This is a genomic window from Streptomyces sp. L-9-10 (genome assembly GCF_004151105.1).
Taxonomy (GTDB): Bacteria; Actinomycetota; Actinomycetes; order Streptomycetales; family Streptomycetaceae; genus Streptomyces.
The window spans coordinates 71,541-93,096 of the sequence record NZ_PHRF01000096.1 but is presented as its reverse complement, the minus strand read 5'-3'; the positions used below and the strand labels follow the sequence as shown (position 1 = coordinate 93,096).

Below are 21,556 nucleotides of genomic sequence, written 5' to 3'. Positions count from 1 at the left end.
CGGGGTAGTAGTACCTCTCCAGCGCGGCGTCGTTCAGGCTGACGGCCGACCGCATCCAGAAGTTCTTCCACCAGGCGACCCGCTGGGTGTCGAGCGTTTCACCGCCGTGAGCGGGTTGTCGCGCAGCGTCCGCCGCCGGGCCTCGACGTGGCGCGGGTCGCCGCCCTCCGACACCATGCTCTCCACCGCCCGTTCGAGGTCCTGCTGGAGTGAGCGCGTCGCGTCGTCCACCATCTTCAGCAGCTGCGGCCGCAGGTCCTCGGGCAGCCCGGGGTGGTTGGCCAGGGCCCGTACGGGATGCAGTCCCGACCGGGCCTGTGCCAGGGCCCGCCCGACCGAGAACTCGTCCGCCGCCTCCCGGAGCGCTCCGGCGAGCGCGTCGGCGCAGAGCTGGAGGCGTGCGGACAGCGCGTCGGTGAGCCGGAGCCGCAGCCGGTCCCAGGTGTCGGCGGCGAAGTCCTCCTGGCGCAGGGCCGGCAGCCCGGCGCCGTCGGACCGGACGCCGGACGCCCCCTCGGTGCCGGCGGCCGCGTCGGTGCCTGCCGCCCACTCGGTCAGGAACGCCGCCCAGGTCTCGTACGTACCCCCGTGGGCCCAGAGACTCCCGGTCACAGGTCCTTCTTCGGGCGTCGTACGGTCATCTCGCCCGGCGGCAGAGGCTCCCAGTCGGGCAGCCCCTCCACCACCTTGCGCAGCCGGGAGGTGGCCCGCTCCTTGGGGCGTGCGGGGGCGGACGCCCAGGGCGAGGCGGCCTGGGACGGTGTGGCGCCGGCCGGCGCGGCCCGCGGCGGGGTGGTCTGCGACGGCGCGGACTGCGGCGGCGGCGGGACGACGCGCCGGGGCTGCTGCTCGGGGATCATGAGGTGTGCTCCTCCGCCGGCTCGGTGACGGTGCGGCCCTCGTACGGGGACGAGGCGTGCGCGGCGGTCGCCAGCGAGGCGATCATGGCGCGGGTGGCGGCCTCCACGGCATCCGCCTGCTGGAACCGGCTCTGCCAGTCGGTCAGTTCGGCGCGGGCCGCGCGCAGGGTCCCGATGGATTCCCGCTTGGCCCGCTCCAGGGACTGCCTCGCCGTCTCCTGGAGCTTGCGGGCCGCGTCGGCGCGGTTGTGCAGGACCAGCGCCCACACCCCGCCGACGACCAGCGCCGCCACGAACGCGAAGCCGACGCTGAACGGGCTGAACAGCAGCAGGACGGCCAGCACGATCCCGCCCGGCAGCAGGGCCTTCTGCCGCCAGGGGAAGGCGAGCGAGTCGATGAACGGCCGGGCGTGCCCGTCCCAGTGCGCCGCCAGGGACGCCTCCAGCGTCTCCAGCGGAGTCGTGAACGAACCCGACCACGGCGGCAGCGCGAAGGTCTGCGCCCCCACGCCGTGCGTCGTGGCGAAGTACGCCCCCACGTCCGGCGGGATCGCCGCCCGGTAGTCCCGGCTGAAGGACGCGTGCGCCCGCTTGAACCAGCTGTGGCAGGCCGCCACCGAGAGCCGCTGGGTGGCCGGCGAAGCCCCGATGGCCTGCGGGTTGAGCGCCGAGGTGGTCTGGACGGTGAGGTAGTCGAGGGTCTCCTCCAGCGACGCCGAATCGACGTCGACGGCCTGCTTCGCCGCGTCCAGATCGCCGTTCTTGTCGATGACGGCGTGGTTGAAGGCCAGATCGCGGCGGAGCGGCAGCTCCTCGTTGTCGTACTCCCCGACCAGCCGGTCCAGGATGTCGTCGACCGCGTCCTCGATACGGTCCGAGGGCGCCGACTCGCGCGCCATCATCGCCGTGTACTTGTCGAGTACGGCCTGCTGGGCACGGGCCGAGGAGAGTACGGCGTCCAGCTGGGCCCACTCCGGGGACACCGCGGCCAGCCGTGGGAAGTCGGCCTGGGCGGACGGCGCGCGCATCGAGTCGATCTCCGCCCGCCAGCGGGTGATCTGGGCGGTCTCGGTCGCCTCGTCGGCGAGCAGCGTCTCGCGCCAGGTGGCGAGGGTGTCGCGCAGCAGTTCGCGGCCCGCCGCGCCGAACGCGCCCTGCGAGATCGATTCGAGGATCACCGCGAACTCCCGGCCGAGCGCCGCCGGGTCCTGGACATTGAGGTAGTGGCGCAGCCAGCGCACCGCGCCGGCGTGCCGGCCCTGGCGGCGCAGTACCAGCGCGAAGAACAGCGAGGTCCGGTCGGGGGAGCGGCGGAACGCCTCCTCCACGGCGCGCTCGCACAGCGACCGGTCGTCCGCCGCCCAGCTGGACAGCGCGATCAGCGCGGGGGCCAGCCAGTAGCGCGGGGTCTGGATCATGAGCTGCTCGCCCACGTTCCGTACGGTCTCGTCGGAGACCAGACCGGTGTCGAAGGCCTGGAGCATGCCGACCGCCGAGCGCCTGACCACCTTGTGGTGGCCGAACTCGTGGTCCACCTTGTCCTGGATCACACCGACGCGGGTCTCGGCCCGCTGGACGTTGGCCGTCAGCTCGGCCTGCCGCACGAACGTCATGAAGTCGGCGCGCAGCTGCTGGAGTTCGGTGCGGGTCTCCTGCTGGGCCTGGCCGACGGCCGACACCTGGCCGGAGACCGCTCCCACCTGTTCGCCCAGCCGCACCACGAGGCTGTTCACGCGATCGACCTGGCGCCGCAGGTGGTGGTCCACCTCGGACATGGATCCTCCGTCGTTGTCTGTGGCTCTATGACTCTGGGGTCTTCGAGGTTGGTGGGTCGGGCTCTACGGGCGAACGACCGAGCCGTCCTCCAGGACCGGCAGTACCGTCCCGCCGGCATAGACCTCGACGTACTCATAGGCTCCGGACCGCACCAGCATCCGGGCCGCCGCGAAGGGTTCCGGCATCGGATCGCCCGGGGCGAAGTGGTCGATGATCGTGTGGAAGAGGCTGAGCCGGTGGTCCACGAACGGCGGCCCGAGCCGGCATACGGCCACGAAGCCCACCGGGACGTCGCCGTACGACGTGGCGTACTGCTCGCGGATCCAGCCGGACAGCTCCCGCACCGCCGCCTCGTTGAGCCCGGCGTCCAACCGCCGTACGGAATCCATCAGTTCGCGCGTACGGTCCAGGTAGCGGTCCCGTGCGAGGACCGGGGGACCCGCCGGCGGCGCGGGCGCGGTACTCCTGCCCGGTGCGGCGCCCGGCCCCGCGGCGGGGCGTACCACCCGGCGCGGCCCTTCGATGAAGCCCATGGATCCCCCAGATCCCCCGTGTGCCATGCGTCCGTCCCGCACGGTCCGAACCGCGCGGGCTCAGAACAATAGCGACGGCACCTCCATAGTGCTAAGCGCTGGGCGGCAGCGACAGCGGATAACCGAAGTCCGCCCGGTAAGCGCCCAGTTCACGACCGGTGCGGGTACGCCGTGCCCCGCGTGCACTGACAGACTTCCCCCATGGGGACCGCGTTCGTACTTCTGGTGGGGATCAATGACTACGCCGCCTTGTCGCCGGCCGCCGACCCGGCGCTGGGCTCGCTCGGCGGCTGCGTCAACGACATCCGGGCCGCGCGGGGCTGGCTGGAGGGGCGGCTCGACGGCCCGCCGCCCCGGATCCTCGAACTGACCGACGGCGAGGCGACGGTGGCCGCCGTCACCGACGCCCTCCGTACGCATCTGGGCCAGGCGGGCCCCGGGGACACCGCGCTGTTCTGGTACGCGGGCCACGGCACCGAGTTCGCCGCCACCGAACGCGCCCACCTGTACGTCGAGCCGACCGGCTACTGCCAGGCGCTGGTCTGCGCCGACGGCATCCTGATCGACAAGGATCTCGGCGTGCTCCTCGACGGTGTCGCCTCGGGCGGCGCGCACACCGCCGCCGTCCTCGACTCCTGCTTCTCCGGTGGCGCCACCCGGCTGGGCGACGACCTCGTCAGGCGCGCGCTGCCGCACGACCCGTCCTGGCCCGCGTACGGGGACCCGGGGCCCCGGGCGGGCGGCCCCCGGGCCCGTGACGTCCCGGCCCCCGCCGAGACGGCGCGGCATGTGCTGCTCGCGGCGTGCCGCGTCAACGAGGCGTCGTACGAGGACGGGCACGGCGCGGGGCGGCACGGGCTGTTCACCCGCGCCCTGCTCGGCGCCCTGCGCGACATGGGGCGGGGTGCGACCTACCGGCAGGTGCTGGCCGCGGCCGGCTCGCGGGTGCGGTCCGCGACCGAGCACCAGAACCCGGTGCTGTACCCGGCCGATCCCGGGGGCGTCGCCGACCGGGCGGTTCTCGGCGGCGCGGCGGACCGGCCGCTCAGTCCGCATCTGCTGCTGCACGGCCCGGACGGCTGGCAGGTCGACTGCGGCGGCACCCACGGGCTGTCGAGCGGTCCGGAAGGCACGCGGGACGACAGCGGTACGGAGTTCAGCGTGGTCGGGACCGGCCGCGACGGGGATGCGGGAGGCGTCGTACGCGTACGGGCCGTCGAGCCCCTGCGGGCGCTGGTCACCCCCGTGGGGTGGACCCCGGAACCGGTGCGGATCTATCCCGTGGCGCTGTCCGCACTGGCCCTGCCGCCGGCCTCGGTCGTGGTGGACGGCGGCGACCGCGCGCTCCTCGACGCCATCGACGCGGCGCCGCTGCTGCGCCTCGCGGACGGTGGCGCGGGTTCCGGAACCGGCCACGGCCAGGTCTTCAAGGTCGTCGTCCAGGACGACGGACAGGCTCGTGTGCTGCGCCGGGACGGGACGGACGCGACCGCCCCGCTCCCCGCCCACCGGGTGCCGGACTGCCTGGTCCATCTCACCCGCTGGCATCAGCTGCGGGATCTCGCCAACCCGGCGTCGCCGCTCGCCTCCCTGGTGGACGTCGAGGTGTCCGTCTGGAACGGCGAGCGGATTCTGCCGGACGGCCACGGCGAGATCCGCTGCGCGTACGCCGACGGGCGCGAGCCGCTGGTCTCCGTACGGATCCACAACCGCTCCCACGACCGCACCCTCTGGTGTGTGCTCCTCGACCTCACCGACAGCTACGCCAGCCACTCGGGGCTTTTCTCCGGCCATTTCATCGGACCGGGGCGCACCGGTTACGCCCTCGGCAACGCGCCCGTGCGGCTCTCGCTGCCGGAGTCCCGCACGGCGGAGCCCGGCGCGTTCGTCCGCGACTGGCTCAAACTCATCGTGGCCGAGGGCGAGTTCAGCACCGTTCCGTTCCGTCTCGCGCCGTGGAGCGCGGACGCTCCCCCCGCCGCCCGCGGCGGCGAGGAGGATCATGTCCTGCGCTTCACCCGCCCTCCGCACGCGGGCCGGGACGCGGGCCCTGCGGGTCCGGGTGGCGGCGGGCCGGGCGGTGTTGGTGCCGCGCCCGGCCAGTGGCACGCCCTCACGATCCCCCTGCGGACGGTGGTGCCCGAGTGAGGTCTTCCGCCCGGTGCCGGGGGTTCAGCGCCCGAGGTGCGTGAAGCCGGCCCACGCGGTGAGGTCGTCCGGGGTGAGGGCCCCGGCGCGGCGCGCCAGCGCGTCGGGCATGGCGGACGGCAGTACGCGCGCGGGGTCCAGCATCCACAACTGGGCGCGGCGCAGGGCGGCGCCGGGGGAGAGGTGCTCACCGCGCAGGTAGTGGTGGGTCATGAACATGAGCAGGGAGGTCGCGTCGTCCGGCACCGGCCACAGCGAGCCCACGACCGACCGGGCCCCGGCCACGAGGAAGGCCGTGGCCAGGCTGTACGCCTCGTTGTGGCCGCGCCCCGAGACATGGCTGCGGCAGGCCGCCAGCACGACGAGTTCCAGCTCGCCCCGCCCGGCGCCGGCTGCGGCCTCGGTCAGCTCCTCGGCGGCCAGCTCGCCTCCGTGCAGGGAGAGATACGCGCTGTGCCGCCGGTTCGCCGCGACCGTTCCGTGGCAGGCGAGATGGAGTACGCCGCCGGTGTTCGCGGGGTCGCGCAGCCAGGCGGTCACTTCGTCGGGGGTGGCCGGGCCGTCGGGAGTGGCCAGGCCGCGTCCGAGGAAGCGCCCGGCCGGGTAGAAGGCGTGGCGTACCGCGTCGGCCTCCTCGCCCGCGTACCGCAGGTCCCCGGTCGGGTTGCCGACGACCAGGGCGGCGCCCGTGTGCGGGACCGCGGGGCGCCCCGCGACCTCGCAGAACAGCCGCGCGGAGGCCGCGTACGAGATCCCGGCCGCCTCGACCGCGTACCGGCGGCCTCCCGCCGCGCGGGACTCCCAGGCGGCGTGCCAGGGGACCACGCCCAGCGCGCCCATCGGGACGAGGACGAACGTGGGCGGGGGTCCGCCGGGCGCCTCGCCCGCCCCGAGCCCTACCCCGAGCTCCACCCCGAGCCCCTCCAGGAGCGGTTTCATCGCCGCGTACCAGGCCCAGCCGCACAGCCGGTCCAGTTGTTTGCGCGAGGTCGGCGCGGCCGTGGCGTACGGGTCGCCGCCGTTCGGATCGACGACGTACGGGCCGCTGGCGTACGTGCCGCCGCCGGCACCGCCCGTGCCGCCGCCATCCGGCACCGGGCCCATGTCACGGGCGGCCGGCGGGGTCGGGTCGTAGGCGCGCAGCGGCGCCGCTTCCTCGCGGAGCAGGGGCAGCGGGAGCGAGCCCACCCGCCCGGCGGCGGTGACGACGACGGCCGCGCCGGGGCGCGACTCGTAGCCGGGGACGAGATAGACCAGATAGTCGGCGCGTACGGCGGTGAGCGCCTCGCCGATCCGGGCGGGTGACGGCGGTTCGAGGAGCAGGTCCTGCGGCTGTCCCGGCTCGTCGGGATCGGTGAGTACGGCCAGCACGCGCCGGCGCAGTTCGCTGGGGACGCTCTGCGCCGCGGCGGGAGGAGTGGCCTCCGCGAGCGGACCGGTGGCCGACAGCGGACCGGTGGCCGCCAGCGGACTGGTCGCTGACAGCGGGCCGGTGGCCGACAGTGGGCCGGCACCCGCCCCCGGCAGTACGTCCGTGCCGCCCGCCGCCCGCCACTCGTCGGCCAGGTCCTGGCGCCCGGCGGCGGCCAGCCGCTCGGGGACGGATCTCGACGTCGTCGCCGTGTGCAGGACCAGCCCGCGACAGGAGTCCAGCGCCTGGACCGCCTCGTCGGGGACGTTGTCCTCCAGGCACCACGAGGCCACTTCGAGGGCGGCCTGCGTGGCGTTCGCGGCGACCTCGGCGGCGTGCGAGGTGCCGGACTGCAACAGCGCGGCCCAGGTCCAGCCGCGCAGCGCCTTGAGTCCGGTACGGCGGCCCGTGCGCCGGTCGTCCCGGCCGGGGGCGGCGCGCAGCCGGTACGCACGGCCGAGAGTGAGCCCCAGCGCCCCGTACAGCCGGTGCTCGGGCCCACCGGTCTGGAGCGCGGCCCGCTCCAGCCAGTCGATGCCGGTGTCGAGATCACGCCGGTCCCGCCCGGCGGCGGCGAGCCCGCAGAGGGAGGTGCCGACGACGTTCGCGTACCGCAGCCAGTCATCGCTGCCCTCGTCGACCAGCGCGAGCGCCGCTTCCACCAGCGTGAGGGACTCCCGTACGCCCTGCGCATCGCCCCGCGCGCCCGCGCGCAAGCCGCGCGCGATGCCGTTGTCGCCGAGCACCCAGGCGTGGTGGTCGCGCGGCAGCTTGGCCGCCAGCCGCCGCAGTTCGGCCGTACCGGGCCGGCCGGGCGGCGGCGGGAGCGGCGGGACGCCGAGCCGGGCCGCGAGCTGGTCGCGCTGCGAGTGGACGTTCTCCAGGAGCGTCCAGACCTCGATGCGTGACGGGTCCTCGGGGTCCATCTCCGCGTGGAGCGCCGCCAGTTCGGCGCGCCCCCGGTCCACGCCGGCCAGATCGCCGCTGAGCGCGGCCCGGTTCGCCTCGAACCCCGCCTGCTGGCCGTCCATGACCCGGCGCATGTACGGGGTGATGGAGGGGCTGTCCCTCAGCCGCTGCCAGGCGGCCCCCGCGGTGTCCAGGTCGTCCACGGCGCCGCGCAGCTGGCCGCGCTGGTTCGTGGCGAACGACCGCAGGAGGCCGAAGCTGTCGTGGAGATCGCGCTGGGTGTCGCCCGACCCCAGCCTTCTCCCGGCGCCCGCTTCGCGGTTCCCGGCACCCGTGCCACTGATCCCGGCGCCCGCTCCACCGGAGGCGCCGCGCGCTTCACCGGACGCGCCGCCGGGTTCACGGGACGCGCTCAAGGTGGCACTGGCCCGGTCGAGATCGGCGATGACCTCGTCCAGTCCCGTGCCCGCGCCCGCCAGCTCGTCATGGAGCCGGACATACCCGGCGGCCCCGTGCACCGTGCTCTGCCAGGTGGCGTTGTCCGGTCTGCTCGCGCGGGCGGCCTCGAAGAGGGCGGTCTTCCGCTCCTCGGTGATGTGGTTGCCGTGCGGGTCGAGCATCGGCGCCACGCTGAGGAGGTAGCCGGCGTAGACCCCGTACTCCTCGCTCCCCGGGTCCAGGGAGCCCCACCGCTCGTAGAACTGGTCGAACGTACGGGTGAGCCGGTCGGTGCTCGCCACGTCATTGACCATGGCGCCGTACGAGTCGTCGTCGAAGTCGAGGAAGCTCCGGCCGTGGGAGATGTCCGCCATCATCTCCCGGACCGCGTCCCGGCCCTCGTCGAGCACCCCGTCGGGGTCGTCCGGGGCTTCCGGGCCTGGCGCCATCGCGTGGGACCGCACCCAGGCGAGCAGCAGCTTCGCCATGCGCCGCAGATCCGGGTCCGCCTCCGCCTCCTCGACCGCGAGCACGCGCCGCGCGCAGTCCTCGATGTCCGACAGCCGGGCCGGGTCCTGGTCGTCCTGGTAGCGCGCCTGCTGAAGGGAGGCGAACAGCATCGCGCCGGGCACCGGGTCGCCGTCCCGCTCGGGCAGCCACTCCCGTACGGCCCGCCTGAGCAGGGGGATGGCCTGTTCGCGGGCGGTGTCGTCGTCCTGTTCCGCGGCGTGGTCGTAGAGGAGCCGGCCGAACGCGTCCGCGAAGACCGGCGAGAGCTGCTCCTCGGCGCCGGGCTCGGCGAGCAGCGTGTGCAGTTCGGAGACGGCGGGTGCCAGATGCGCCCGCTCGTGCCAGTTGAAGTGCAGACAGGCGCGGATGAAGACGCTTCTGGCCCGTGCTTGCCACGCCCACCAGGGCTCTTCCGTATCCGCCGGGTCCGTCAGGCCCTTCTGCTGTTCGCGTTGCCGGCGCTGCCGCTCGCGTGCTTCGGCGAGCGCGTGGACGAACTCGGTGCGGGCCTCGATCAGTCGCTCACGGTCGGCGGCGGCCCGGCCGCTCATCAGCAGGCTGGTCGCGAGCCCGTACCGGAGCAGCGGGACGTCGTAGCCGGGCGCGGGCGCGGCGAGGGCGGTCCGGTAGTGCTCCACCGAGGCGTCGAACTCGCCCTGTTCGAAGGTGAGGTCGCCCAGACATCCGTACAGCTCGGTGGCCTCGTCGGAACCGGCGGCATGGTCGCCCAGCGCGTCGTGCTGCCGGCGCACGGCCACCGTGAGGAGGTCCGGGCGGCCCGGGTCGTCCTGCGCGGCGCCGCGGTACCGGGCGGCGGAGGTACGGGACAGCAGGAGGCGGGCCAGCGGCGCGTTCCCGGCGGCGAACGGCGAGCTGTCGGGCAGGCCCGCGAGCCCGGCGGTCAGTTGCTCCTCGGCCCGTCGGAGGAGCGCGGGGGCGGGCTCCTGGTCGTACTGGCACAACAGCACCTGGCCGTACAGCACCCGCCAGGCGTACCAGATCTCCTCGCCGTCCTCGCTGCCCCGGTTGTCCTGGTCGTCCTCGCCCTCCTCGCCCTCCTCGCCCTCCTCGTTGTCCTCGTTGTCCTCGTCCTGTGCCGCGCTCGCCGAGAACGCGCGCGGCAGCGCGTCGGCGGCCCGGCTCAGATCGTCGTCACGGCCCTGCCGCAGATGCAGATGGAAGCTCCACTCCCCGGCCCAGCCCCAGATGTAGGGGAGTTCGGGGTCGTCGTCCGGTGTCCGCGCGACCATCGCGAGCAACTCGTCACGGGAGGCCCGCAGTTCGGCATCGGACAATCGAGAGACATCAGGAAACCCGTCCTCGGACAAGAAGGTGCTCCTACGGTGCGATCTGCGCGAGGTACGGCGCGAGGACGGAGTTGAGCCAGCGTTCGCCCTCGGGCGTCGCGAAGTCGACGGGCGGCTCGCCCGTCTCCTCGACGATGTCGGTGAGCCCCCGGTCCAGGCATCGGTCCTGGAAGAGGATCACCGCGTGCGCGGCGGGCTCGCGCTTCGACGGCCAGACGAATCCCTGGGCCCACGGGGCGGTCCTTCCCCGGATCCAGTGCCCCCAGTGCCGGGTGTACGCGTACTGGTCGGGCTCGGACTGGACCAGCCACGCGTCCTGCGCGACGGAGGCGAGATCCGCCCCGGACACCAGCGACACCACGTCCACGTCGGCGGTCAGCCGCAGGAAGGACAGCCGCTTGCCCCGTACGGAAGCGCGCGGCAGCAGCCGGATCCCGCCGCCCGGGGTGAACGGGACGGACCGCAGCAGCGACTCGCAGACCGCGGCGGGCACGGTACGCCCCGCGTAGAGAAAGGGGTAGTCGTCGCAGCGCGTCGCGTCGAACCGGCCGCCGTCGTACAGGCAGTCGGACGGTACGGGGTTGAACGCGGTGCCCGGACGCGCGGACGCGTGGACCCGGAAGAGCGGCGTACCGGCGGGCAGCGGCACCTTCGTGGGTGTTCCGGGCAGGACAGTGGGCGGACGGCTGTTCGGCACGGAGTTACTCCCCCTCCACCACATAGCGTGCGGTACCGACGAGTTGGCCGTCCTGGCCACTGCCGCCGCCGAGCAGTTCCGCGGGGGCGACACCGAGGTAGCCGTTCGGCGACAGCCACCAGTCGGCCGCGCCCCAGGGATCGCGCGCGGCGTCCAGCAACCCGTTCACCGTCACGACGACCGGCCAGGGGGTGGCCGCGTCGCCGAACTGGAAGGACGGGATCCGGTCCACGCCCCGAGCGCCGGACTCCCCGCGCAGCCGGATCAGCCCGGGGGTGCGCGCGTGCGCCTCCGCGGCCCAGTCGTCCAGCATCGGATACGAGAGCAGGCGCTCCCGTACGGGGCCGAGCAGCGGGCCGACCATGGGGTTGTCGTCCAGCAGCAGGAAGGCGAGGTCGGCGGCGGTGAAACCGGCGTACGTCTCCGACGCGGGCGTTCCGTCCTCCAGCGCCCCGTCCTCCAGCGCCCCGTCCTCCATCACGCCGCTCTCCAGCGTTCCGCTCTCCAAGGTCCCGGCGAGGCGTCCCGGGCGGCCGGCCACGAGCCGCTCCGCCTCGGCGGACGGCAGCAGGGCGAGGACGGAGCGCGCGGTCTCGTCGGCCGCCGCCGCACGGCCGGGGGCATGGCGCTCCATGGACCGCAGCGACCGGAGCGACCGCAGCACGGACGACAGCGCGGCCGGGGTCCCGGCGGCGTCTCCCGCACCCGCCGTATCCGGCGCGTCTCCCGTACTCGATCGCAGGTAGGGGCCGAGCCGGCCCCAGTCGGCGGCCACCGCCGCCAGCACACGATACGGATTCACCCGCGCCCTCTCCCCGTGATGAGCGCCCCGCTCCACCCCATCCGTTTCCGGGGCCGGGGCGTCCGCGGCATGCCCGAAAGGATCCCACTGCCGGGCACACCGCTTCAACCGCATCCCCCATCCCATTCAACCGCCCGGACTGGTCACTTCCCGGTCGCGAACGGGGCGACTGCTGGGGGCCGCTGGGGGCCGGCCGCCGAGGGCGGTGAGGTCCGGGGTGGCGGCGCGGTGGCGGGCGCGGACGCGCGGTGTAATCAGCGCGTTACCCCGTGGTTGAAGCGGTGTCACAGTGACCACTGAGACTGGCGGTACGACATTCGGTCCTCCCCCCACAATCCGATCAGGATGGGACCCCCATAGATGGAGAATCCACCGGCGCGCGCCCAGTCGCTCCGGGGGCTCACCGACGCACGCCCCGTCCAGTCCGGACGGCCGGCGCACGGTCAGCTCCCGCACGCGTCTGCCGCGCTTCACCACCGCACCTTCCTTTCCCGGCGAAGAACCGGCCGATCGACCCCCACGTCGACCGCCACGCGGAGCTGTCCCGGAGGCCCGGCCCCCGTCACGTTCCGCACGTTCTTCACGTGCTTCACGTTCGCGCCAGGAAAGGAATTCCCAGGTGCTCACTTCGCACCAGCTCACCAGCACAACCGAGGAGACCATGACCTCAACCGGCCTCCACCACGAAACCTCCGCTGAGTCACCGGCGTCTCGCGCGCCCCTCGCGGGACGCGTGCTGGCGGTCGGTACGCCGGGGCCACGGCTGGAGCGGCTCACCCGTACCCTGCGCTCGACCGGCCACGAGGTGAGCCATGCCCCGCCCGGCCAGGTGAACCCGCAGGTCCAGCAGGCCCCGCCGGACGCGATCGTCGCGCTGTTCGACGAGCGTGACGGTCCTGACGGGCTCGATGTGATCAGAGAGGTACGCGCCGCCCCCGCGGGCCGCGCGCTGCCGCTGGTCATGGTCACCGCCCAGCCCGGTTCCGCCGACGTGGTGGACATGCTGCGGCAGGGCGCCGACGACTGCGTGGCCGACGAGTCCGACCCGGGCGAGCTGTCGGCCCGGATAGAGGCCAAGCTGCGCCGTGTTCCCGTCCCGGTCGAGAGTCTGCTCCTCGACCCGCGCACCGGTCTCTACTCCGGCCCGCACTTCGAGGAGGAACTCGGCCGGGAACTGAAACGGCCCGGATCCGGCCGCCGCGGCGGTGTGATGGCCATCGTCGGGGTGGTCGAGATGGGCGCCCTGGAGACCCGGCTCGGCCCGCGCGTACGCCGGGAGGTCGCCGAGCGGCTCGCGGCGGTGGCGGAGAAGCTGGGCAGCCCCTGCGACCGGCTCGGCTGGGACGACGACGGCCATCTGCTCATGCTGATGCCCGGTGTCGACGACGAGGCGGCGCTCCTCGGCCTCCAGCGGTTCGCGAGCACGGTGGCCGGTACGCGGTTCATCGTCGCGGACGAGAACGTACGGCTGACCCCGGCGATCGGCTGGACCCCGCTCGCCGGATGCGCCGACCACACGCAGGCCGTGGGCGAGGCCCGGGACGCGGTGGCCGAGGCGATCGGCCACCGGGATCTGCGGCCGGTCATGTACGCGCCATGGATGCGCGGCGCTCCGGGCCACCGGCGCCCGCGCCGGCTGGGCAAGGCGGTCCGCGCCGCGCTGTCGGCGCTCTCCCCGTTCGTGGTGCTGCTGCTCGGCGCGGGGCTGCCGTTCCTGCTGTACCAGCGGCTGTACGAACGGGGCTGGGACCTCGGGTCGGCGATGTACTGGGTCGTGGTGAGCGGACTGCTGGTGTCCGCCGTACTGATCGTGCTGGAGTGCGTGTTCGCGCTGGACGCGAAGCAACGCCCCGCCGGACCCGGCGGGTTGGACACGACGGAGGGGCAAGAGGGTCGGGAGGGCCAGGAGGGCCAGGAGGGCCGGGCCGACGGGCTCGCCACCCCCGGTAGTCGTCCCGGCAGCCGTCCCGACGCGCCCGGCCGCCCGTACCCACCGGCCAGCGCGGTCATCGCCGCGTATCTGCCGAACGAGGCCGCGACCATCGTCGACACCGTCGAATCGTTCCTGCGCCTCGACTACCCCAACGAGCTGGAGATCGTGCTCGCGTACAACACGCCGCACCCGCTCCCCGTCGAGGACACGCTCCGCGAGATCGCCGGCCGTGACCCGCGCCTCGTCCTGCTCCCCGTGCCCGGCAGCACCTCCAAGGCGCAGAACGTCAACGCCGCCGTCAGCCGGGTACACGGCGAGATGGTCGGTATCTTCGACGCCGACCACCACCCGGCGCCGCACGCCTTCACGCACGCCTGGCACTGGCTGTCGAACGGTTACGACGTCGTCCAGGGCCACTGCGTCATACGCAACGGGGACAGCTCCTGGGTCTCCGAGCTGGTCGCGGTGGAGTTCGAGTCCATCTACGCGGTGAGCCACCCGGGCCGCACCCGGCTCTACGGATTCGGTGTGTTCGGCGGCTCCAACGGGTTCTGGCGCACGGACCTGCTCGCCAGGACCCGGATGCACGGATCGATGCTGACCGAGGACATCGACTCCACCCTGCGCGCTCTGAACGAGGGCGCGAAGATCACCGTGGACCGTACGCTCGTCTCACGGGAACTGGCCCCCACCACACTGAAGTCGCTGTGGAACCAGCGGTCGCGCTGGGCCCAGGGCTGGCTCCAGGTCTCGCTGAAGTACCTCTGGCGCGGCCTGCGTTCGCCCGCCTTCACCCCCCGCCAGAAGGCGGGCCTCTTCGTACTGCTCGGCTGGCGGGAGGTGCAGCCCTGGCTCACGCTCCAGATGCTGCCCATCCTGGCGTTCGCGGTGTGGAAGGCGGGAGGCCTGAGCCAGCTCGACTGGATGGTGCCGGTCTGCCTGCTCGCGACGCTGTTCACGCTCTCGGCCGGGGTGGTGCAGGCCGCGTTCGCCTGGCGGCTGGCCGTACCCGAACTGCGCCGGCGCAGGCGCTGGTTCTGGCGGTACGTCTTCGTGTCGACCTTCTTCTACTCCCACTTCAAGAACATGCTGGCGCGCCAGGCGTGCCTGAAGGAGGCGCTGGGGGACCGGCAGTGGCGGGTCACACCCCGGGCGGCGGCGAAGGCGTCCGCGGCGGAGGTGGACCAGCCGTGAGTACGCAGACAGCGCGGACGCCCCAGTCGTCACGGACGTCCCCGTCATCCCCGTCATCCCCGTCATCCCCGTCATCCTCGTCATCGCAGACACCCCGGCAGCCGTCGCGGTCCGCTTCGGCGGCCGGTGCCGGGCCGGAGGGCGCCCCGGCCCGCAGCAAGGCCCTGGAGATCCAGGGTTTCCGGGGACTGGCCGCACTGAGCACGGTCATCTTCCACGTATGGCAGCAGTACTACCGGTACGACGCGGACGGCTCCCATCCGCCGCTCGACAACCCGTACCTCGGGTCGCTGATCTCCCTGGAGGTGATCGACCTCTTCTTCGTGATGTCCGCGTATCTGCTGACGCTGTCGTACGCGCGCGCCGCGATCGACGGCGGCTCCCTGCGCCCCGCCGGACTGTTCCTGTTCCGGCGGGCGATACGGATCGTGCCGCTGTACTTCATCGCGGTCCTGGTCGTCTGGTCGAGCCGTAACTCCACCCTGCCGGGCAACTGGCTGGACCTCGTCGAGCACCTCACCTTCACTCATGTGTTCGACCGCGAGCAGATCTTCTACACCCTGGGCCCGGTCTGGTCCCTGTCACTGGAGATCGCGTTCTATCTGGCGCTGGTCGCGCTCGGACCGCTCGCGGTACGCACCTGCCGGCCCCTGCGGCGGCGCGCGACACGGGTGGCGGTGTGCGCGGGCGGTTGTCTGGTGCTGTTCGTGCTCCCGCTCATCTGGATCGCCGTCGCGCGCTACGTGTTCGAGGTGCCGCACACCAACTGGCCCGTCTACTTCGGCCCGCAGGCCCGCTTCGGCGGCTTCGCGGCGGGGATGGGGCTGGCCGTGCTGATGGTCGCCCTCGGCGAGCGCGGCCAGTTGCGCACCCGCTGGGCCGTGGCCCTCCCGGCGCTGGCGGTGGCGGGCGCGTACTACCTGTCGCTGGACTCGAAGCCGGAGAACTTCACGTTCACCTTCTACCACCCGCTGACCAGCCTGCTCTGGGCGCTGATGCTCTTCGGCACCATCCATGTCGCCCAGCGGATGCGGTGGCACGGGCTGTTGCGGGCCCGGTGGCTGACGTACACCGGACTGGTCAGCTACAGCCTCTTCATCTGGCACGAGCCGGTCATGCTCCAGCTCCACGACTCGGGCCTGCTCCCCGCCGGCCAGTCGGGGTTCCCGCCGGCGGTGCTGGTCGTCCTGCTGGTCGCCCTTCCCGCGGCGGTGCTGAGCTACTGGGTCATCGAGTACCCGTCAAGTCTGCTCGGCCGCCTCAAGGACCGCTCCGGCAAGCCGCGTGACTTCTATCCGGAACTGACGCGGTAGCGCGGCACCAGCACGCACGCGACACGCACGACAAGCGACACCTCACATCCCGGCCGGCGCCGTTCGCCGGCCGGGATGCTTTTTCCCCACATGCGCGCCGGCATCCGAGTCCGCATCCGGTGAAACATTTCCGCCGGGCCACCGCGTCAGTGAAGTGAGAGAGGCGGGACGGGGGACCGTGCGCCACGGGGAATCGGGGGAGCGGGGGACGATGAGGCGCACGGGGACGCTGGTGCGTAGGGGCGGTGACCGGGGACGGACCTCCCGGGCCGATGACTTCAGGGAGTTCGCGGCCGGCCGTACGAACCAGCTCTTCCGTTCCGCCTCTCTGCTGACCGGCGGCGACACCCACCTCGCCGAGGATCTGGTGCAGGAGACCCTCGGCCGGATGTACACGTTATGGGGCCGCGTCGACCGGATCGACAACCCGGCCGGGTACGCGCAGACCGTCCTCGTCCGTACCTTCCTCACACATCGGCGGCGCCGCTCGGCGACCGAACGGCCCCTCGGGGACATCCCCGAGCCGGCCCCGGCCCCCGGCGACGACCCCGACCTGCGGATCGCGCTGCTCGACGCGCTCGGGCAGCTGTCCGCCAAGGACCGTGCGGTGGTGGTGCTGCGGTACTGGGAGGACCGCAGCGTCGAGGAGACCGCCGACGCCATGCATGTCAGCTCCGCCGCCGTACGCACCAGATCGGTGCGGGCGCTCGCGAAGCTACGGCAGCAACTGGGCGGCAGATTCACCGAGTTCGCCGCCCGCTGAGCGCCCGTCCACGGGGCTCGGCGCTGATTCTGTCCGGTACATGAGCAAGGAGTGGGGCCGACCATGCCCTCTGAAAAGCCATTCGAAGCACCCTTCGAGGAAGGTCTCGGTGAGGCGCTGCGCCGCACCGGCGAGACGTTCGCACCCCCGGACCGGGCCGCCCTGGTGGACGCCGGGCTGACCCGGGGCCGCCGTCGGGTGGCCCGGCGGCGCACGGCGGTGGTGACGGGAAGTGCGCTCGCGCTGGCCGCCGTGGGGCTCGGCGGCGCGTACGGCGGCGGACTGCTGGGCGGGGAACAGGGGGGCGGCCGGGGCGGCGAGACCTCCCTCGCCGCGCCGGACCCCGCCCGCACCGGCCCCGCCCGCACCGACTCCACGCGCACCGCCCCCGCGCCGGGCACCGATGCGGAGCTCATCGCGATTCTCACCGGGCTGCTTCCCGGCGGAGAGCTGAAGAATCCGACGACGAGCGGCTCCGACGGCGGTCCGGCCTTCCGGAGCGTGCGCGGAGTGTTCGACGACGGAAAGGGCGACGCCGAGATCTCGGTCGGCCTCACCCGCGCCGCCGGCACCGAGGCGGAACAGCAGGTGACCTGCCCCGACAAGGTCTTCACCGGACAGGCCTCCTGCGCGGAGAGCGAACTGGCCGACGGCTCCAGGCTCATGGTCTTCCAGGGGTACGAGTACCCGGACCGCCGCGAGGACACCAAGAACTGGCGGGCCGTCCTCCTCACCTCCGACGGCTTCCTGGTCGACGCGAGCGAGTACAACGCCCCGGCCGAGAAGGGCGCCCAGGTCTCCCGTGCCGATCCGCCGCTGGACCCCGCGCAGCTGAAGGCGCTGGTCACCTCGGACGCGTGGCGCGCGCCACTGAACGAGCTGCCCACGCGACCGTCCACGCCGCCCGCCGACGGGGGTCCCGGACCCTCGGCCGACGCGGACGGCGTACACATCCGTGACACGCTGGTCTCGCTGCTTCCGGCCGGGCTGGACGTGACCGGCGAGGGTGGCCAGGAGGGGTTCGTGTACCTGGTGGTGGACGACGGCAAGGGCCCGAGCTATGTCCAGATCAATGTGCAGCCCGGTATGTCGGATGTCGCGGAGGAGCTGTTCACCGGCGCGACCACCCTGCCGGACGGCACGCTGCTCAAGACCAAGAAGAGCGCGGGAGACAAGGGGGTCGGCGGCGTCAAGATGTGGACCGCCGACACCCTCAGGCCCGACGGGCTGCGCGTCGTCGTCTCCGCCTTCAACGCGGCCGACCAGGTCACCCCGGCCACCCGCGAGAACCCCGCGCTCAGCATGAAGCAGCTCACCGCTATCGCCACCAGCCAGAGATGGCTGACGCGCCCGTAGTCCGTAGTCCGCGTTCGTCGTTCCACGGCGGCCGGCCGGGGCCTCACTTCGCGTCGGAGTACCGCTCCACGGTCGCCGTTGTGAACGTGAACCGCACCGGCGTCTCCCCGAAGGCGATCCGCCCGGCCAGCTCCCCGGCCGCGCGGATCGCCTCGGCCACCTCCTCGGCCTCCTCCTCCGGGCAGTGCACGATCACCTCGTCGTGCTGGAAGAAGACCAGCTCCGCCCGCATCCCGGCGGTCGCCCGCCGCAGCGCGGCCAGCATCAGCAGGGCCCAGTCGGCCGCGCTGCCCTGGACGACGAAATTACGGGTGAAGCGCCCGCGCGCCCGTCCGTTCGACGACGCGTATCCCGGGGTGAACTCGCCGCCGGACGAGGGCGATCCCTCCCCGTCCGCATCCGGCGCCGGGGATATCTCCTGCGGGATCCCGGCTTCGCCGTCGTCGTCCTCGGCCCCGGCCGCGCGCGGACTCGTCCGCCCCAGCCAGGTCCGTACGAGCCTGCCCTCCTCACCCGCCCGCGCCGCGTCGTCCACATACGCCACGGCCAGCGGGAACCGCCGGCGCAGCGCCGCCAGGTTCTTCAGCCCGTCGCCGGACGTCTGGCCGTAGATCGCCCCCAGCAGCGCGAGCTTCGCGTGCGCCCGGTCGCCCGAGAACGCCCGGGCGGAGAGCGCCGTATACAGATCCCCTTCATGCCCCGCCACCTCCATCAGCCCCGGGTCACGGGAGATGGCGGCCAGCACCCGCGGCTCCATCTGGTCGGCGTCCGCGACCACCAGCCGCCAGCCCTCGTCGGCGACGACCGCCCGCCGGATGACCTTGGGGATCTGTAGTGCCCCGCCGCCATTGGTCGTCCACCGGCCCGAGACCGTACCGCCCGGCAGATACTCGGGTCTGAACCGGCCGTCCCGTACCCAGTCCTGGAGCCAGCTCCAGCCGTGCGCCGTCCAGATCCGGTACAGCTTCTTGTACTCGATCAGCGGCTCCACCGCCGGATGGTCGATCTCCGCCAGCTCCCAGCGCCGGGTGGACCTCACCTTGATGCCGGCCTGCCCGAAGGCCCGCACCACATCCGCCGGGAGATCCGGCCGCACCCGCCGCCCGAACGCCGCCGACACCTGGTCCGCCAGCTCGGCCAGCCGTCGGGGCTCGCCCCCGCCCGCGTACCGCTCGCCGAGCAGATCCCCCAGCACTTCACGGTGCACATCCGCGCGCCAGGGCAGCCCCGCGCGATGCATCTCGGCGGCCACCAGCATCCCCGCCGACTCGGACGCGGTGAGCAGCCGCATCCGCCCGGGGTGCTCGGCGGCCATATGCCGTCGCTGCTGCTCCGCGTACACATCGAGCAGCCCCTCGAACGGCACCTCCGCGCCCGCGTGCGGCTCGAAGAGCGAGGACTGCGACCCCGGCTCCGCCGAGCGGGGCGGCGGATCGGGCGGCACCGGCCCGTTCCGCAGCCTGGCCCAGGCCGCCGCGGCCGACCGGGGCTCCCCGAGCCGCCCCTCGTGGCCGAGCAGCAGCAGCTCGGCCGCCTCGATGTCATAGCACCGCTCGACCCGCACCCCCGCCGCGAGCAGCCTCGGATACACCTCGGCGGTGGAGCGCCACACCCAGCGCCCGACCTCCGGCAGCCGCGTCCTCACCGCCGCCACCAGATCGGGCTCCCGCACCACGGGACCGGCCGGGCGGCCGTCCGTGCCCAGCGGAACGAGCAGCGCGCCGCCGCCCTCCGCCGGGGCCAGAGCCCATCGTTCGGTCATACCGCCGAGTCTCGCAGGGGGGTCTGACAACGACGGGCGGCTCCGCCCGGCAGGCGCGCCGGGCCTCACGACGGGAAGATCGAATCCGTAGCCGGGACCGCAGCCGGGACCTGAACCGGGACCTGAACCGGGACCGGAGCCCCCGTCACCGGGAGCCCGCCCCACCGTCATCACCCCCGCCGTCATCACTCTATGGAGGCCGAGATGCAAGCGATCGTTTTCGAGGAGTTCGGCGGCCCGGACGTCCTGCACGTCAAGGAGATCGCCGAGCCGCACGCGGGCCCCGGCGAGATCCGGGTGGCCGTGAAGGCGGCCGGCGTCAATCCGATGGACTACAAGATCCGCCACGGATGGTTGGAAGGGGTCTTCCCCACTCCGCTGCCCGCCGTGCCCGGCCAGGAGATCGCCGGGGTCGTGGACGAGATCGGCGCCGGGGTCACGGGCGTCACGGTCGGCGACGACGTGCTGGGGTGGTCCACCACCGGCGCCTACGCGCAGTACGCCCTGGCCGAGACCGTCGTACGCAAACCCGCCTCGCTGGGGTGGGCCGAGGCCGCGGCCCTTCCGGTCGCGGGGGAGACGGCCGCGCGGGTGCTCGACGAACTGGCGCTGCGCGAAGGCGAGACCCTGCTGCTGCACGGGGCGGCGGGCGCCGTCGGATCCGTGGCCGCCCAGCTCGCGGCGGCCCGCGGCGCGATCGTGATCGGCACGGCGTCCCCGGCCAACCATGAGTACGTGCGCTCGCTGGGCGCCATCCCCGTGACGTACGGCGACGGGCTGGTCGAACGCGTCCGCTCGGTCGCGCCGCAGGGCGTGGACGCCGTCTTCGACGCGGCGGGCATGGGCGCGCTGCCCGACTCGATCGAGCTGCGCGGCGGGACGACCGACCGGATCGTCACCATCGCCGACCAGGCCGCGGCCGGACTCGGCGTGCCCTTCTCGTCCGGCATGTCCGGCGACGCGGTGGCCGAGCGGAAGCACGCCGGCCTCGCCGAGAACACCCGTCTGGCGGCCGAGGGCGCGCTGCGGCTGCGGATCGCCGGTACGTTCCCGCTCGCGGAAGCGGCACAGGCGCAGCAGACGAGCGAGGACGGTCACGCGCGCGGGAAGCTCGTCATCCTGCCCTGAACCGGGGAACACACGGCCTGAACCGCCGAACACACGGCCTGAACCGCGGAACACACGGCGCGCGGCCGGAATGGCCGTTACGGCCTCGTATGGGTGATGTGGCATGGCGGCACTCCCCTCGGGCAACATAGGTTGCTTTCGGTGACCTACTGATGTCCGAGAGTAACGATGCTCACTGACAGTGGACTTGCGCACGACGTCTACGACCAGGACCCGCCCTGGCTGCCCCTCGCGCGGATCCCGCTCCCGCACAGGCCGGAGGCGGCTCCCAAGGCCCGCCGTCACGCCCGTGAGGTTCTCGCGCTGCGCCGCGTGGACGGTGAGCTGATCGCCACCGTCGAGCTGGCGGTGAGCGAACTCGTCACCAACGCCGTGCGGCACGGCATCTGTGTCTGCGGCTGCACCCGCGGCACGGTCTCCCTCACCCTGTTGCGGGCGGGGGGCCGCCTCCGGGTCGAGGTCGCCGATCCGTCCCGTACACCCCCGAGGTGGCCCACGGGGATCGACTCGGTCGACGCGGAGGCGGAGGAGGGCAGGGGGCTGCTGCTGGTCACGGCCCTGGCGGCGGACTGGGGCGACCAGGCGGGGCCCACCCGGGGGAAGGTGGTGTGGTGCGAGTTCGCGCCGGCCGCCCAAGCGCCCCCGCGCGCCTCCGCCGCCCCGCGCGCCGCCACCGACCCCGCCGCCCCCGCCGCGGACCCACCCCCGGCATAGAG

The 21,556-nt window shown here is 73.3% G+C and carries 15 protein-coding genes; 7 read left to right on the top strand and 8 right to left on the bottom strand.

The annotated features are described in order from the left end of the window. Positions 1 to 33 precede the first annotated feature (33 nt). The 4 genes from CU044_RS25120 to CU044_RS25105 form a co-directional block, all read right to left on the bottom strand. Positions 34 to 612, bottom strand: coding sequence for a hypothetical protein (locus CU044_RS25120; protein WP_129771010.1), 579 nt, complete (start codon positions 610 to 612; stop codon positions 34 to 36). After that, positions 609 to 860, bottom strand: a complete 252-nt coding sequence (locus CU044_RS25115) for a hypothetical protein (RefSeq protein WP_129771009.1) — start codon at positions 858 to 860, stop codon at positions 609 to 611. The genes CU044_RS25120 and CU044_RS25115 overlap by 4 nt, the downstream gene beginning before the upstream one ends. Continuing rightward, the gene (locus tag CU044_RS25110; RefSeq protein WP_129771008.1) at positions 857 to 2,635 is read right to left on the bottom strand and encodes a hypothetical protein; all 1,779 of its coding nucleotides are present in this window, start codon (positions 2,633 to 2,635) and stop codon (positions 857 to 859) included. Before CU044_RS25110 ends, CU044_RS25115 begins: the two co-directional genes overlap by 4 nt. A 63-nt stretch (positions 2,636 to 2,698) precedes the next feature. Beyond that, complete coding sequence (locus tag CU044_RS25105; RefSeq protein ID WP_129771007.1) at positions 2,699 to 3,169, bottom strand: hypothetical protein; 471 nt, start codon at positions 3,167 to 3,169, stop codon at positions 2,699 to 2,701. Positions 3,170 to 3,370: 201 nt separating this feature from the next. On the opposite strand from CU044_RS25105, the gene CU044_RS25100 reads away from it, so the two are divergent. Beyond that, entirely contained in the window at positions 3,371 to 5,317 is a 1,947-nt protein-coding gene (locus CU044_RS25100) for a caspase family protein (RefSeq protein ID WP_129771006.1), read from the top strand. A 24-nt stretch (positions 5,318 to 5,341) separates the two neighbouring features. Here CU044_RS25100 and CU044_RS25095 read toward each other — a convergent pair whose 3' ends face one another. The 3 genes from CU044_RS25095 to CU044_RS25085 are packed head-to-tail and all read right to left on the bottom strand — an operon-like array spanning position 5,342 to position 11,391. Next, the gene (locus CU044_RS25095; protein WP_240045830.1) at positions 5,342 to 9,913 is read right to left on the bottom strand and encodes a CHAT domain-containing protein; all 4,572 of its coding nucleotides are present in this window, start codon (positions 9,911 to 9,913) and stop codon (positions 5,342 to 5,344) included. 10 nt (positions 9,914 to 9,923) lie between these two features. Further along, entirely contained in the window at positions 9,924 to 10,589 is a 666-nt protein-coding gene (locus CU044_RS25090; protein WP_193564063.1) for an RES family NAD+ phosphorylase, read from the bottom strand. Positions 10,590 to 10,593: 4 nt separating this feature from the next. After that, positions 10,594 to 11,391, bottom strand: coding sequence for a hypothetical protein (locus CU044_RS25085; RefSeq protein ID WP_129771004.1), 798 nt, complete (start codon positions 11,389 to 11,391; stop codon positions 10,594 to 10,596). Between the two features lie 1,000 nt (positions 11,392 to 12,391). Between CU044_RS25085 and CU044_RS39730 the strand changes: the two genes are divergently transcribed. From CU044_RS39730 to CU044_RS25060, 4 genes are all read left to right on the top strand, one after another. Beyond that, positions 12,392 to 14,518, top strand: coding sequence for a glycosyltransferase (locus CU044_RS39730; RefSeq protein WP_240045831.1), 2,127 nt, complete (start codon positions 12,392 to 12,394; stop codon positions 14,516 to 14,518). After that, entirely contained in the window at positions 14,515 to 15,831 is a 1,317-nt protein-coding gene (locus CU044_RS25070) for an acyltransferase (protein ID WP_129771003.1), read from the top strand. The genes CU044_RS39730 and CU044_RS25070 overlap by 4 nt, the downstream gene beginning before the upstream one ends. Before the next feature lie 211 nt (positions 15,832 to 16,042). Then, a complete protein-coding gene (locus tag CU044_RS25065; protein WP_129771002.1) occupies positions 16,043 to 16,594 on the top strand; it encodes a SigE family RNA polymerase sigma factor in 552 nt (183 codons plus the stop codon). Between the two features lie 63 nt (positions 16,595 to 16,657). Then, positions 16,658 to 17,950: a hypothetical protein gene (locus CU044_RS25060; protein ID WP_129771001.1), complete on the top strand. Its 1,293-nt coding sequence runs from the start codon at positions 16,658 to 16,660 to the stop codon at positions 17,948 to 17,950. Between the two features lie 43 nt (positions 17,951 to 17,993). Here CU044_RS25060 and CU044_RS25055 read toward each other — a convergent pair whose 3' ends face one another. Beyond that, the gene (locus CU044_RS25055; protein ID WP_129771000.1) at positions 17,994 to 19,712 is read right to left on the bottom strand and encodes a bifunctional 3'-5' exonuclease/DNA polymerase; all 1,719 of its coding nucleotides are present in this window, start codon (positions 19,710 to 19,712) and stop codon (positions 17,994 to 17,996) included. Between the two features lie 204 nt (positions 19,713 to 19,916). On the opposite strand from CU044_RS25055, the gene CU044_RS25050 reads away from it, so the two are divergent. Both CU044_RS25050 and CU044_RS25045 read left to right on the top strand, forming a co-directional pair. Continuing rightward, positions 19,917 to 20,840: an NADP-dependent oxidoreductase gene (locus CU044_RS25050; protein WP_129770999.1), complete on the top strand. Its 924-nt coding sequence runs from the start codon at positions 19,917 to 19,919 to the stop codon at positions 20,838 to 20,840. Positions 20,841 to 21,008: 168 nt separating this feature from the next. Further along, complete coding sequence (locus CU044_RS25045) at positions 21,009 to 21,554, top strand: ATP-binding protein (RefSeq protein WP_129770998.1); 546 nt, start codon at positions 21,009 to 21,011, stop codon at positions 21,552 to 21,554. The last annotated feature ends 2 nt before the right edge of the window (positions 21,555 to 21,556 follow it).